A 13,922-nucleotide genomic window follows, 5' to 3' on the forward strand; every position below is an offset into this window, starting at 1 on the left:
GTCAGCGCCGGAGAGGGGAATGGAAGAGGTTCGAGACCCCTGTGAATGGAAGTGGATGGCGTCATGCGCCGTCAATCGGCCGTGATCGGCGGAGGATATAGACGGCACTGATCCGGCTCCACCTCCACAGCCACGAGACACCACAGGGAGAGATCCAGAGAATGACCTTGTCCATCAGCAGGATATCGTTTCTTGCCATCGCTCTTTTCGCCGGGCTCCCGCCGTCTTCGGCCAAAGCGGAGACTGTGATCGTCTGCACCATCGTCGCCGACCCTGCCACGGGCGACGTTGTGAAACAGGAGGGTCGCTGCGATACGCGCGCCACCTCGGCATCGACTTTCAAGATCCCGATCAGCCTCATGGGATTCGATGCCGGAATTCTGAAAGACCTCCATACGCCGGCCTTCCCTTTCAAGCAGGGCTACCCTGACTGGATTCCCTCATGGCGGAGTACCACGGATCCTGCAAAATGGATGAAGGAATCCGTGGTCTGGTACTCCCAGCAGATCACCACAGCGCTCGGCAACGACCGCTTCGGCAGTTATGTGCGCGCGTTCCGGTACGGCAATCAGGATGTCTCCGGCGATCCCGGCAAGGACAACGGTCTGACGCGCGCATGGCTCAGTTCGTCGCTGGAAATCTCGCCGCTCGAACAGGTGGCGTTTCTGCGGAAGGTCGTCCGGCGGGAATTGCCGGTCAGCACCCGCGCCTATGAGATGACGCAGGCTCTCGTGGATGTCGGCCCGCAGCCGGGCGGGTGGCACGTATACGGCAAGACGGGCTCGGGACCGTCCAGAAACGCAGACGGGACGATCGCCAGGGGGCGCCCGTGGGGCTGGTTCGTGGGATGGGCCACGAAGGAAGATCGGACCGTGGTGTTCGCCCGCCTGACGAAGGACACGACACGCCCGTCCGCGCCTCCCGGACCCTCGGCGCGGCGGGCCGTTCTGCGTGACCTTTTCGCGTCCCCCGACAGCCTGTAGCGCGGTTGCGACCGGGATGCTGTATCAGCCGCTCTTACGGCGTCGTGGCAAACGCATGCGTGCGCGCGACCCGCGCCTGCAGCCTGTTCAGCGCCGAGAGATAGGCGCGGGCGGAGGCCACCAGCGTGTCGGGATCGGCGCCGCGGCCCGTCACCTCGCCGCTGGCCGATTTGAGGCGCACCGAAACCTCGGCCTGCGCGTCCGTGCCGCCCGTGACCGCGTGCACCTGATAGAGCTCCAGCGTCGCCTCGTGCGGCGCCAGCGCCTTGATGACGTTGAACACCGCGTCCACCGGCCCGTTGCCCTGGCCCTCCGCCTCGCGCTCGACGCCGTCGATGTCGAGCGTGATCGCCGCGCTCTGCGGGCCCTTCGTGCCGGCGACGATGGACAGCGACACCAGCCTGATGCGGTCCTGCGCCGTCAGGATCTCGTCGCCGACCAGCGCCTCGATGTCCTCGTCGTAGACGTCCTTCTTGCGGTCGGCGAGATCCTTGAAGCGCTTGAAGGCGTCCTCCAGCGCGTTCTCGCCCAGGCTGAAGCCGAGCTCCTTCAGCTTCTCGCGGAAGGCGTGGCGGCCGGAGTGCTTGCCCATGACGAGCGCGTTCTTGCTCACGCCGACCGATTCCGGCGTCATGATCTCGTAGGTCTGGGCGTTCTTCAGCACACCGTCCTGGTGGATGCCGCTCTCATGGGCGAAGGCGTTGCGGCCGACGATGGCCTTGTTGTACTGCACCGGGAACGAGGTCACCGTGGAGATGAGCTTAGAGGCGCGCGTCAGGTGCGTGGCGTCGATGCCGGTCTCGTAGGGCAGGATGTCGGCGCGCGTGCGGATGGCCATCACCACCTCTTCCAGCGCCGCGTTGCCGGCGCGCTCGCCCAATCCGTTGATGGTGCACTCGATCTGGCGCGCGCCGGCGCGCACGCCGGCCAGCGAGTTCGCCACCGCGAGCCCCAGGTCATCGTGGCAATGGGTCGAGAAGACCGCCTTGTCGGCATTGGGCACGCGCTCGATCAGCAGGCGGATGAGTTCGTAATATTCCTCCGGCGTGGCGTAGCCGACGGTGTCGGGAATGTTGATCGTGGTTGCGCCCGCGTCGATGGCGGCCTCGACGATACGCACCAGATAGTCGTGCTCGGTGCGGGTGGCGTCCATGGGCGACCACTCGACGTCGTCGGTGAAGTTGCGGGCGCGCTTCACCGAGGCGATGGCGCGCTCGAACACCTGCTCCTTGTCGAGCTGCAACTGGAACTGGCGGTGCAGCGGCGAGGTGCCGATGAAGGTGTGGATGCGCCCGCGCGCGGCCGGCTTGATCGCCTCGCCGGCGCGGTCGATGTCGTTGGGGTTGGCGCGCGCCAGCCCGCAGACGACGGAGCGCTTCACGGTGCGGGCGATCTCGCGCACCGATTCGAAATCGCCGTCGGAGGCGATCGGAAAGCCCGCCTCGATGACGTCAACGCCCATCTCGTCGAGGACGGTCGCGACCTGCAGCTTCTCCTCGAAGGTCATCGAGGCGCCGGGGCATTGCTCGCCGTCGCGCAGGGTTGTGTCGAAGATGACGATATGGTCCTTGTGGCCCGTCTGGTCGTGGGTGTCGGTGTTGCTCGCTGCCGTGCTCATGAGCGGGTCTCCCGTATCTGATCGGATGTCGCCTGTCGGCGGAATGGCGGACGCCGGCGCGCCCGGATGTTGCCGGATCGATGCGTCGCATCGGAAAGTCGACCCCCTGAAGGCCAGGGCAAAGCCCGGCCGGCCCTCAGGGGCGGCTAAGGAGAAGAAGGGGGAGAAGCAGCGAGGAGTGCGGCGGGCGCGGCAGCGATCCGGCGTCGATCGCGACACCGGAAGCCCAACCGCCGAACGCACTATTGGAGCGGGAATGGACCACGCTCACATCCTCCTCACAGCCGGACCGTCTGTCCGGCGACGCCGATTTGTAACAACTGCAAACATCGCTGGCAAGAGACAGATGCCCCGGCGGACCGGACTTTTCATCGTTTCAGCCAGTCGGCGCAGCGCGGCGCATCGGCTCCGCCCCAGGGCGTGACGGGAACGGCGGAGGTGGCGTTCTTCGGCGATCCCTCGATCAGTTTGTCAGAATAGACAAGGTATATCAGCGTGTTGCGCTTCTCGTCACAGCCGCGGACGATCTGCATGCGTTTGAAGATCAGCGAGCGGCGTTCGCTGAACACGACATCGCCCTGGGCGAATTTCTCGGTGAAGGAGACCGGGCCGGTCTGGTGGCATGACAGCGAGATGTCGGACACCTCCTCCGCCACGCCGAACATGCCCTGCAGACCGCCCTTCTCGGGCGTGGTGTAGTGGCAGGAGACGCCGGACACCACCGGGTCGTCGATGCCGTAGACGGCGAGCTTGTGGTCCGGGGTAAGCATCTTCCACACCGTCGATTTCTTGAAGATGAGGTCCGGACCGTCGGCCCGCGCGGCGGTGGCGCCCATCCCGGCGACGTGCAGCAGCAGCGCCAGCGACAGCGCCCCGGCGAGGCGCGAGGCAACGCGCAGGGCAACGTGAAAGCCGGAGGGACGGGCCGTTGGACGGGCAGGGGGGCTGATATGGAATCGGGACATCGGGTTCTCCACAGGCGGCCGGGCGTCCGCCGGGCGCTCTTATAGCATGCGGCGCCATGGGGCGTGCGCCGGTTTCGGCAAGCAACATTTCGCCACAGGCAGATGTGTCCGGGGCGGGATTGCCGCAAGACGGCGATCGCGGTATTTCAATCATTGCATTTGCAATGAACGCCCTCCTTTGCACGTCGCGGGCGGGGCCCGCTCCAACACTCGCCCAGTGAGGTCAGGCAGCATGACGGACATTCCCGCAGAACCGCTGGCATTGAGCCGCTTTCTGCCTTTCCGCCTGAACGTCCTGGCGCATGTCGTGGCCGGCGGGCTCGATCGCATCTATACGGAGCGCTTCGGCTTCGGCATCCCGGAATGGCGGCTCATCGCCACCCTCGGCGAGTTCGGCCCCATGACCGCACGCGACATCGGCGCGCACAGCCGGATGCACAAGACGAAGGTGTCCCGCGCCGTGGCCACGCTGGAGGACAGGGGGTTGCTCGTCCGCCGCCCCAACGAGCGCGACCGGCGCGAGGCGTTCCTGTCGCTGACTGAGAAAGGCGCCAGCACCTATGCGCTGATCGTGCCCACCGCGCTGGAATATTCGCAGCAACTGACGGCCGGCCTGCCCGAGGCGGACCTTGCGGCATTCGAGCGAATCATCGCCCATCTCATGGAAAGGGCCGGCCTCGACGACGCCGACCACCTCCATGAGCTCGATCCCCTGTCGGCCGACCAGTGACGCGCGCCGGCCGCGCAACAACTTGTGAACGCGCCGCCAGCCGGTGCCGGGAGGGTGCGCGCGCTCCCGCCCGAGCGGGATTTTCGGCCGCCGCCGACGGCGCGTTCCCCCGGTTTGCATGTGAGCAGGCCACGGAAAAGCTGGCCGAGGATACAATCGGGATGCTAATGGAGGCATAGGAATGCGGACGACGCAGTCCGCCTTGCCGCAAGAACCGGATGCCGAGCAGACACGTGGCCATAAAACCGATCAAGCAGACATCGCGGGCGCCGCTTCGTTTCGGCATCCTGACCCTTCTCGCCATGGCCGCCGCCGGCAGCGCCACGGATGGTTTCGCCCAGACGGCCGACTGCTCCGCCTATCGCGCCGAACTCGCCGCCATATCGCGTGGCGCCGACCCGCGCGCGCGGGAGTACACCGTCGCCGCCCAGCGCCAGCGCGCCGAGCTCGAGCGCACGCGCAACTACTACAACCAGATCGGCTGCACCCGCAGCGACAATTTCCGCCCGGTCGGCGAATGCGCCCCCCTGCGCGCCCACATGCAGCAGATGCAGGCCAACCTCAACGAGATGCTGGCCTATGCCGACAGATTGGGAGGCGGCCGCCGCAGCCAGGAGCGGCGGCGGCAGCTGCAGGCCGCGCTCGATCGCTATTGCGCCAACCAGCCCGAACGTCCGCGCGGGTTCTTCGAGCGCCTGTTCGGCGGGTCGCAGGCGACCAACGAGCCGCCGCCGGTGCCGGAAGAGCAGATCCCCGAGGTTGCCGCCACCCGCGAGGAGCGTGGGCTCGGCGGATCCCAGCCGGTGTGCGTGCGCCTGGCGGACGGCTACTTCTTCCCGCTCGGCGCGCGGTTCCAGGGCGCGTCGCACGCGCAGCAGGTCTGCCAGGCCCAGTGCCCGGCGACGCGCACCGAGCTGTTCTTCATGTCCCAGGGCGGCGTGATCGAGCGGGCGCAGAGCGCCACGGGCGTGCCCTACAGCATGCTGCCGAACGCGCGTGTCTATCAGAAGCGGCTGGTGCCGGAGGCCTCCTGCGTGCCCGCGGGGCAGAACTGGGAGCAGGCGCTGCAGAGCGCGCAGACGCTGATCGGCAGCCACGAGGACGACATCATCGTCACCGCCGAGAAGGCCGAGGAGCTGTCGCGGCCGGCAGCGGTGCAGTCCGCATCCCGGTCCCGCTCGCGGACCGCGCGGACCCCGCCGCCCGCGGATGCCGAGGATATCGCCGACGCCGCGGCTGTGCCGACCGCCGGCGGAGAATCGGCCGGCATCGGGCCGGGCATCGCCAGGGACGATACCACCCTTTCCCGCCGCGAGGGCACGATGGTCACAGCCGCCGCGCCGGACGGCAGCCGCCGGAACGTGCGTATCGTCGCGCCCTATCTCATTCCGACGCCGGACACGTTGCGGCGCAACTGATCCGCTCCGGCGGGGAGCTGTCGCCGGAAAGGACGCCTCCCTGCCTCAGCCGGACGCCGAAGGCTTCGGCCGTGCTGCCGGCGTGTGCGATGAAGGCCGCCGCTCGCCCGACTTGCCGCAGCGCCAGCGCCTCGGTGTATGCCGATTGCGGCAGTTTTTCCGTCAGAAGCCTGTTCGTGCGGATGATGCCCGCCGCCGCGCCGAGGGCGGCGTGGATTTTGCGCTTGTCGGCCTCCCAGGCAAGTCGCAGGGCATCCGTGTCGGGCAGCGCATCGACGACGTGTTCGCCGATCCTCTCCTCCTCTCTCTGGCAGCCGGCGAGGGCGCTATCGAGGCGATCGATCACCGTATGAAGCCGAACCTCGATTGCCTCGCTGCGGAATTCTCTCGTCACCCGCGCAACGTCGCGTATATCGAGAGGCCAGCCGGATGCGGGATCGAGAACGAAGGCGAAGGCCTTGGTCGACCCGGCAACCCGTCTGGCGCTGGCCTCGAATCGGTTGAAGACATTGGCGAGGCTCGCCGCGCCGGCCCACACCCGGACCGCGGCCGCGCGATCGGCGGAAACGGCATGCAGCCGGGCGGGATGAGCAGGGACGGAGCCGGGTTCGCCCGCATTCACGCGCGGTATCGCGGAAGGTGGGGAGGCAGTCCCGGGGACGGACATTCTGGCGACACCGAATAATATGAACGGACAATAAAGTGCAAATATTTCCCCTGGCATGGCCCGATGGACGCCGCCAATGGTATCAATGAAAACCAGATCTACATGAAATGTCGACAACTATGTGGTGCGTGCGATATCGCCGCAATCCTCCCGGTGCGCGTTTCCGGTCTCGGGTCTCCCCTGTCCGCAGGAGCCCGGGGGGCGTAGCGTGGAGGCGAGTTGTCGGCAAAATGTAAAGAAATGAAGTGAATTCGTTAATAATATTAATTTATCGTCATCCTTTTGTTTGTCCCAATCGTGCCATCGTTATGCAATATTTAGCATCCAACTTTGCAGGGTTACTTCTTGATTTCCGCTAACGGTTGAGCCAATCGTCAGAGTATCCTGTTCCGAAAAGGAGAGCAGCATGGTTTCAAGACGGCATTTTCTCCACGGTCTTTTGCTGGCCGGCGTGGCGGCACCGCTTGCCGGTGTTGCGGCGATCGGTGAGGCGCAGGCGCAGCAGGGCCCTGGGCCGCGGCCTCCGGGCGGTCCCGGCGGGCGTCCCGGCCGTGCGCCGCCGCCGCCGCGCCAGGAACGCCGGCCCCCGCCGCGCGCGGGCTATGTCTGGGTTCCCGGCTTCTGGGCCTGGGATCAGCGCCGCCGCAACTACGTCTGGACGCCCGGCCAGTGGACGCGCCAGCGCGCCGGCTGGCGTCACCGCAATCCACAGTGGACGCGCCGCGGCAATCAGTGGGTGTTCGATCCCGGCGGGTGGTATCGCTGACCGCCCCTGCCTGCGGAACGACATTCCGCCGGAGGCGCAGCCGCGTCTCCGGCGGAATTTTTTTGCCTTTGCCCGGCCGTAAGCTCAGGGCGGTCAGGCCGGCGTGTCGTCCGTCTCTTCGGTTTCTTGCGCTTGATCCTCGTCCCGCCCGGGCTCGCCGCCATGCGTCTTCGGCTCCTCTCCCGCCGCCGGGTTGATCACGGACGGCGGATCGCTGGCGGGAAAGGTCTCGGCCAGTTCCCGATCGAGCCGCTCGTCGACCCCCGGCGGCTGCCGGCCGTCGCCGCCGCCATCTGTTTCAGCCGGGCCGGGCTTTGCTGCCGTCATGTCAACCTCCATAGAATCCCTGGAACAAATCCGCGGGAACGATGCCGCTCCACTGGAGCAAACCGCTCCGCCGCGCTCGGGTTCCGGCGATGATCCCGCCGACAGTGTAGCAAATTCCGGCGCCGCTGTCCTTCCACGCCGGCAGGCCCACGAGCGGGCGCGCCGATATGGCGACGGGCCGAAATCATTATGGTTCGAATTTTAATAATGATGTTTTTGACATTAGCTATGATGGGTGATATGGAAGCGCCCATGATTGAGATCGGGTCTTTCGCGTGATTACCGCTGCCCAGATGCGCGCTGCCCGGGCCTTGCTGGGGATCGACCAGCGTCAGCTCGCGGAGCTTTCCGGCGTCTCGCTCCCCACCATCCAGCGGATGGAGGCGAGCGAGGGCAACGTGCGTGGCGTCGTGGACACGCTGACGAAGGTCATCGAAGCTTTCGATCGGGCGGGCGTGACGCTGCTGGGCGAGCATGCGCCGAGCCACGGCGGAGGGCGCGGGGTGCGGCTGAAGGAGCCGTCGTCCACGCCATTCCTGCCGCCCGAATCCTGATCCCGGGGGCGTCGCCCCGGGGCCCGGAGCGCTTTCCGATCGGATGGATGCATCTGATCGATCGGAATTCGCTCGATAGAAAAGAGTTGGGGGCTTTCCCCGTTTTCGTGAAACGGTGAAAACCCCTCGAGCTAGGCATCGTCCTTTCCGGGAAGGACGATGCCCGGTCGAATGGGTGGATCGGGAGGCTTTCATCAAAGGCCGCCCCGATCCGGAATTGACGCCGCGTTACGGCGACCGCCGCCTCCTCCGCCTGCCGGGTCTGTCCGGTCGGGCGGGCATGTCAGGGTCCGACGATCCCGCCGCGCGTGCGGCAAGCCGGTTCGCGATCGGCCGGGCGCATGAGCCCCGGCCGCCAGCGGCCGGTCGTGCGTGCATTGTGCGGGGCGTCGCCTGGTGCGATGCCGCGCCATGGGTTGCCATCGGGGTTGCCATCATGTCGTCGGGTCCGATATCCGAAACGTCCGCAGGTCAGGGCGGCGCCGCTCTCAAGGGAACGTCCGTCCGCCGGGGGGAAGCCGGCCAGCCGCATGCGGCCGGCAGGCCGTCCTTCATCGATCTGTTCATGCCGAAATTCGTCACGGTCCTGCGCGAAGGCTACACCCTCGGGCATTTCAAGGCCGACGCCGTCGCCGGGCTGACGGTGGCCATCGTGGCGCTGCCGCTGTCGATGGCGATTGCCATCGCCTCCGGCGTCGGGCCCGACCGCGGGCTCTACACGGCGATCGTGGGCGGCTTCCTCGTGTCGCTCCTGGGCGGCAGCCGGTTTCAGATCGGCGGGCCGGCGGGCGCCTTCATCGTGCTCGTCGCCACCACCGTCAGCACGCAGGGCGTCGAAGGGCTCATTCTCGCCACGCTGCTGTCGGGCCTGCTGCTGGCGCTCGTGGGCCTGCTGCAGCTCGGCACGTTCATCAAGTATATTCCCTATCCTGTCACGGTCGGGTTTTCCGCCGGCATCGCGGTCATCATCTTCGCCAGCCAGATCAAGGATCTGTTCGGCCTGACGCTCGCCGGTCCCGAGCCGTCGCCCATCTTCGAGAAGCTGGCGGCGCTCGCCGAGGCGCTGCCGACGTTCAACATCGCCGCGTTCGTGCTGGCGGGCGCCACCATCGTCGTGATCATCGGCCTGCGCGAATACCGGCCGCGTCTGCCGGGGCTCCTGATCGCGGTGGGGCTCGCGGCGCTGGTGACGTGGGCGTTCGACCTGCCGGTCGACACCATCGGCACGCGCTTCGGCGGCATTCCGCAGACGCTGCCCGCGCCGCAACTGCCGTCCTTCACGGTCGACAAGCTCATGGCCGCCCTGCCGGCGGCCATCGCCTTCACGCTGCTGGGCAGCATCGAGAGCCTGCTGTCGGCGGTGGTCGCGGATTCGATGACCGGCCGGCGGCACCGCTCGAACTGCGAACTCGTGGCGCAGGGCGTGGCCAATGTCGGCTCGGCGCTGTTCGGCGGCTTCTGCGTCACCGGCACGATCGCGCGCACCGCCACCAACGTGCGCGCGGGCGCGCACGGGCCGGTGGCGGGCATGCTGCATGCGGTGTTCCTGCTGCTGTTCATCCTGCTGGCGGCGCCGCTCGCTTCCTTCATTCCGCTCGCGGCGCTCGCCGGCGTGCTGGCGACGGTTGCCTGGAACATGGTCGAGAAGAACGCCGTCGCGACGCTGCTGCGCGCCTCGCGCGGCGACGCGGTGGTGCTGGCGGCGACGTTCCTGCTCACCGTTTTCCGCGATCTGATCGAGGGCATCGTCGTCGGCTTCACGCTGAGCGCGCTGCTGTTCCTGCACCGCATGGCGCAGTCGGTGGAGGTGGAGAACGCCGCCTCGCTCGCGCACGGAACCGAGGACCAGTCCGACACCGACGACGCGCACGATCTCGCGCCCTACGACGCCGCCGAGGCGAGCGATCCCGACGTGGTGGTGTCGCGCATTTCCGGCGCGTTCTTCTTCGGCGCGGCTGCGAGCGTGGCGAGCACGCTCGACCAGATCGCCCGTCAGCCCAAGGCCTATGTGATCGACTTCTCGGCCGTGCCGTTCCTGGACTCCACGGCGGCCGCGACCATCGAGGGCTTCGTGCGCAAGGGACATGCGCGCGGGGCGCTCATCTCGATCTCGGGGGCGCGGCCGGGCGTGCGCCGCACGCTGCTGCTGCACGGCGTGCGCCATCCGCTGGTGCACTTCAAGGCCAATGCCCGCGACGCCGTGGCCGACGCGCACGCCGCCGTCCGCGCGGCCCGCGAGAAAGAGGCCGCGAATGCGTGATGCCGGCGGCCAGGCCCGCGCGGCGCGCGAGCGAAGCCGTTCGGTATCGGCCGGAGACCGGGGCCGGCGGCATAAGCGCCGCCAAATGCACGGATTCCCGGCCGTGCTCCCCAAAAAGTGATTCCCCGGCCGGCCGGACATGGATAAACAGGGAAGCGCAACCATCGCGTTGCAGGGCGCCGGCCTTGCGTCGGGGTCCGTTGCCGGCCGCATCCGTTCGCGGGCGACCGGGGCGTCATTCGGCGCCGGCCGGTGACAGAAATTTTACCATCCCGTGTCATGGCTGGATCGGGCCACTTGCGTGGTTTCGGGGGTCCGCTGTGGGCGGAAGGAATATAAAGGTAATGTCCGGCAGCGCGCGCCGGCTGGAAAGGGTATGATGCGACCATGATTCGATTGACTTCGACACGTCCCCTCGCGGGCCTTCTCGCAGCCTCGGTCCTCGCAATCGCATTGCCGGCCGCGCCGGCGCAGGCGCAGGCCCCGGCAGGTTCGGTGCTCGCGGGCACTTTCTCCGACTGGAGCGTCTACACCTCCCAGCAGGGCAACGCGAAGGTCTGCTACGCCGTCACCCAGCCCAAGACGCGGCTGCCGGCGGGGCTGAACCGCGATCCGGCCTATCTGTTCGTCTCGTCCCGCCCGACGGACAACGTGCGCAACGAGATCAGCCTGGTGATGGGCTTCCCCACCCGGCCGGGACAGGACGCGCAGGCCATCGTCGACGGCGGAACGCCTTTCGCGCTCGTGACCTCCGGCCCCAACGTGTGGGTAAAGGACGCGGGCCAGGAGGGCACGGTGCTGGCCGCGCTCCGCGGCGGGTCCAGGCTGGTCATCCGGTCAACGTCGGCGCGCGGATCGAACCTCACCGACGAGTATTCCCTCTCCGGCGTGACCGCGGCCCTGCAGCGCCTGGCGCGCGAGTGCCCCTGACCGGTGCCGTTTCGCACCGGGCGAACCCTCTGGTTATTTGTGCGGGGGCGTGCTATAGGCGCGCTCTCGTAAACGGGTGACTGTCTCGATGACTGGGACCGCCTGGGCGGATGGGAGGCCGGACGAAGGCGTTCGGCGGCATCGGCGGGCGAGACGGATGGAATCGGCATGACGACGGCGGCGGTTGCACGCGACATCGGAAGCGGCAAGACGACGGGAAGCGGCAAGACGACGGGAAGCGGCAAGGTCGCGGCCGGCGTGCGGGACGCGCGAGCGCCAGCGCCTGTCGCGCGCCCGGGCGGCGACGTGTCCGAACCCGCGGCCGCGCGCCTTCCCTCGTTGCCAAACATGCCTTCATTGCCAAACATGCCCTCATTGCTTGGCGTTACCCGGCAGGGCCTGCGCGACGCGCTCGCGGCCATCGGCGTGCCGGAGCGCGAGCTGAAGATGCGCGTCACCCAGCTCTGGCACTGGATCTATCTGCGCGGCGTCACCGATTTCAACGCGATGAGCAACATCGCCAAAAGCCTGCGCACCGCGCTTGCCGCGCACTACACCCTGGAGCGCCCGCGCGTCGTCACCGAGCAGGTGTCGACGGACGGCACCCGCAAATGGCTCATCCGCATGCCCCCGACCGGCCCGCACGACCGCGGGGCGGAGATCGAGTGCGTCTACATTCCCGAAGTCGACCGCGGCACGCTGTGCGTGTCGAGCCAGGTCGGCTGCACGCTGAACTGCACCTTCTGCCACACCGGCACCCAGCGCCTCGTGCGCAACCTCTCGGTGGCGGAGATCGTGGCGCAGGTGGTGGTCGCGCGCGACAGGCTGGGCGACTGGCCGGACGCCGCGCCGCCGGAAAACGGCTTCGTGCCCTCCGACGGCGGGCGCTACGTGTCCAACGTCGTGCTGATGGGCATGGGCGAGCCGCTTTACAATTTCGATAACGTCAAGGATGCCATGGAGGTCGTCGCCGACGGCGAGGGTCTGTCGATCGGCCGCCGGCGCATCACGCTCTCCACCTCCGGCGTGGTGCCGATGATCGAGCGGGCGGGGGCGGAAATCGGCTCGATGCTGGCGATCTCGCTGCACGCGGTGCGCGATGACCTGCGCAACGAGCTGGTGCCGCTCAACAGGAAATACCCGATCGCCGAACTGCTCGACGCCTGCCGCGCCTATCCCGGCGTCTCGAACGCCCGGCGCATCACGTTCGAATACGTGATGCTGAAGGGCGTGAACGACACGCCCGCCGACGCGCGCGAGCTGGTGCGGCTCCTGAAGGGCATTCCCGCCAAGATCAACCTCATTCCGTTCAACCCGTGGCCCGGCACGGTCTATGAATGCTCCGACTGGGAGACGATCGAACGTTTTTCGGACATCGTCTTCCGCGCCGGCTACGCCAGTCCGGTCCGCACCCCGCGCGGGCGCGACATTCTGGCCGCCTGCGGCCAGTTGAAGAGCGAGACGGAGAAAATGCGCGCCAGGGCGCGCCTGATGCTGGAAAACGGGGCCGGGAGCCCTAACGTTGAGGATAATGCGCACAATTGATTGCGGCGGCATTGTGTCCGGTGAAGATATCGTGTTCACTATACGAGGCTGCCTGCAACGTTGTTTAGCATAAATCTATGGAAGCACGACATTGATTAGCCAAACTCAGAGGTTTTCAGGAATGGCGGTGTCCTCCCGCAGCCGGATCTTCGTTGTCATCGGCGTCGTTCTTGTTCTCGCTCTGGCCTTTGCAGGCGCACGCTTCATGAATGTTCCCCAGGCCGAGAGCCGCGCGGTCAATGCCTGGGGCGAGGTTCAGCGGCAGTATCTGCTGCGTGCCTATATCACGCAGGACATCATCGATGCCGTCCGCGCCGTGAACCCCGCGCGGACCGATCTGCTCGAGGCGCTCGAAGTCAAGCGCCAGCAGGTCATCGGCTATCCCCTGGACGACCGGGCGCCGCGTTCCGAGGAGCGCTTCCACGCCTACATGGCGGTGCAGGACGAGCTCTCGGCGGAGCTGGCGCGGGTGATGGACATGTTGCAGTTCTTCCCCGAGCGCCGGGTGGAGCCGCCGATGAGCACGGCGCTCGGCCGGCTTGCCCAGAACGAGAGCCGCATCGTCGTCGCCCGCAGCGACTACCTGCGGGCGGCCGATGCCTACAATCGGCTGGTGACGAACATACCGACCCGCTGGTTCGCCGGCCTCGTCGAGCCGGCGGCGGAGCCGCTGGTGACGGATTTCGACACGCCCGAGGCGACGGGGGGCTGATCCGCTCTCCGCCCGGCCCTTTCCGGCCGGCATTAGCCCCATCTTCATCTTTGCCCCGCATCCTCCTGCCGGACAACGGCACGGCCGCATGGACAGGCGAAGATGGGATTTCTGGCGCGCTTTGCGATCTGTATCGGTATCATCTACTGGTTCTCGCCCGAGCCGGTGGGCTATCGCACCCAATTCGAGACGCGCCAGGAGCGGGAGCGGGCGGAAGCGGCGCTCGCGGCGCTCACCGGTCTCAGCGCGCGCCCCGGCGCCTCCCATGACGAGATCGAGGCGCTGGCGGTGAGCGCGGGCAGGGCGCTCGCGGGGCTCGATGCGCAAACCCGGCGGGCGCTGATCGACCGCTATTTCGGGCCGGACGTGCCCGATCCGTCCCAGCTTCGGGGGATGATCAACTGAAAAGGGCCGGCTCGCGCCGGCCCTTGCCGCATGTATCGGTCA

At 67.4% G+C, this 13,922-nt stretch carries 14 protein-coding genes; 10 read left to right on the forward strand and 4 right to left on the reverse strand.

Translation table 11 applies throughout. The features are described from left to right. Positions 1-173 precede the first annotated feature (173 nt). Positions 174-983 carry a class D beta-lactamase gene (gene blaOXA, locus ACUSIJ_RS20455; protein ID WP_449310301.1) on the forward strand — a complete coding sequence of 270 codons (810 nt, stop codon included), beginning with the start codon at positions 174-176 and terminating at the stop codon, positions 981-983. 34 nt (positions 984-1,017) lie between these two features. Here the strand turns inward: blaOXA and ACUSIJ_RS20460 are convergent, their stop codons facing one another. After that, positions 1,018-2,601 carry a 2-isopropylmalate synthase gene (locus ACUSIJ_RS20460; RefSeq protein ID WP_449310266.1) on the reverse strand — a complete coding sequence of 528 codons (1,584 nt, stop codon included), beginning with the start codon at positions 2,599-2,601 and terminating at the stop codon, positions 1,018-1,020. Between the two features lie 368 nt (positions 2,602-2,969). After that, the gene (locus tag ACUSIJ_RS20465) at positions 2,970-3,437 is read right to left on the reverse strand and encodes a CreA family protein (protein WP_449310302.1); all 468 of its coding nucleotides are present in this window, start codon (positions 3,435-3,437) and stop codon (positions 2,970-2,972) included. A gap of 361 nt (positions 3,438-3,798) precedes the next feature. Between ACUSIJ_RS20465 and ACUSIJ_RS20470 the strand changes: the two genes are divergently transcribed. Both ACUSIJ_RS20470 and ACUSIJ_RS20475 read left to right on the forward strand, forming a co-directional pair. Then, on the forward strand, positions 3,799-4,296 hold the full coding sequence (locus ACUSIJ_RS20470; RefSeq protein WP_449310267.1) for a MarR family winged helix-turn-helix transcriptional regulator: 498 nt from the start codon (positions 3,799-3,801) through the stop codon (positions 4,294-4,296). A 233-nt stretch (positions 4,297-4,529) separates the two neighbouring features. Further along, the gene (locus tag ACUSIJ_RS20475) at positions 4,530-5,714 is read left to right on the forward strand and encodes a DUF2865 domain-containing protein (protein WP_449310268.1); all 1,185 of its coding nucleotides are present in this window, start codon (positions 4,530-4,532) and stop codon (positions 5,712-5,714) included. Here the strand turns inward: ACUSIJ_RS20475 and ACUSIJ_RS20480 are convergent. Next, entirely contained in the window at positions 5,680-6,336 is a 657-nt protein-coding gene (locus tag ACUSIJ_RS20480) for a hypothetical protein (protein ID WP_449310269.1), read from the reverse strand. The genes ACUSIJ_RS20475 and ACUSIJ_RS20480 overlap by 35 nt on opposite strands. A 451-nt stretch (positions 6,337-6,787) precedes the next feature. Between ACUSIJ_RS20480 and ACUSIJ_RS20485 the strand changes: the two genes are divergently transcribed. After that, the gene (locus ACUSIJ_RS20485; RefSeq protein WP_449310270.1) at positions 6,788-7,147 is read left to right on the forward strand and encodes a hypothetical protein; all 360 of its coding nucleotides are present in this window, start codon (positions 6,788-6,790) and stop codon (positions 7,145-7,147) included. Positions 7,148-7,240: 93 nt separating this feature from the next. Here the strand turns inward: ACUSIJ_RS20485 and ACUSIJ_RS20490 are convergent, their stop codons facing one another. Continuing rightward, entirely contained in the window at positions 7,241-7,474 is a 234-nt protein-coding gene (locus ACUSIJ_RS20490) for a hypothetical protein (protein ID WP_449310271.1), read from the reverse strand. Between the two features lie 275 nt (positions 7,475-7,749). Between ACUSIJ_RS20490 and ACUSIJ_RS20495 the strand changes: the two genes are divergently transcribed. The 6 genes from ACUSIJ_RS20495 (at position 7,750) to ACUSIJ_RS20520 (ending at position 13,880) form a co-directional block, all read left to right on the forward strand. After that, complete coding sequence (locus ACUSIJ_RS20495; RefSeq protein WP_449310272.1) at positions 7,750-8,028, forward strand: helix-turn-helix domain-containing protein; 279 nt, start codon at positions 7,750-7,752, stop codon at positions 8,026-8,028. Positions 8,029-8,593: 565 nt separating this feature from the next. Next, the gene (locus tag ACUSIJ_RS20500; protein WP_449310303.1) at positions 8,594-10,288 is read left to right on the forward strand and encodes a SulP family inorganic anion transporter; all 1,695 of its coding nucleotides are present in this window, start codon (positions 8,594-8,596) and stop codon (positions 10,286-10,288) included. Positions 10,289-10,675: 387 nt separating this feature from the next. Next, positions 10,676-11,218, forward strand: a complete 543-nt coding sequence (locus ACUSIJ_RS20505) for an invasion associated locus B family protein (protein ID WP_449310273.1) — start codon at positions 10,676-10,678, stop codon at positions 11,216-11,218. Positions 11,219-11,566: 348 nt separating this feature from the next. Continuing rightward, entirely contained in the window at positions 11,567-12,763 is a 1,197-nt protein-coding gene (rlmN, locus tag ACUSIJ_RS20510) for a 23S rRNA (adenine(2503)-C(2))-methyltransferase RlmN (RefSeq protein WP_449310304.1), read from the forward strand. A 121-nt stretch (positions 12,764-12,884) separates the two neighbouring features. Continuing rightward, positions 12,885-13,475 (forward strand): LemA family protein, encoded by a 591-nt coding sequence (locus ACUSIJ_RS20515; protein ID WP_449310274.1) that lies wholly within the window; start codon positions 12,885-12,887, stop codon positions 13,473-13,475. A gap of 102 nt (positions 13,476-13,577) precedes the next feature. After that, entirely contained in the window at positions 13,578-13,880 is a 303-nt protein-coding gene (locus ACUSIJ_RS20520) for a hypothetical protein (protein WP_449310275.1), read from the forward strand. The last annotated feature ends 42 nt before the right edge of the window (positions 13,881-13,922 follow it).

This window comes from Pseudochelatococcus sp. B33 (genome assembly GCF_053570585.1).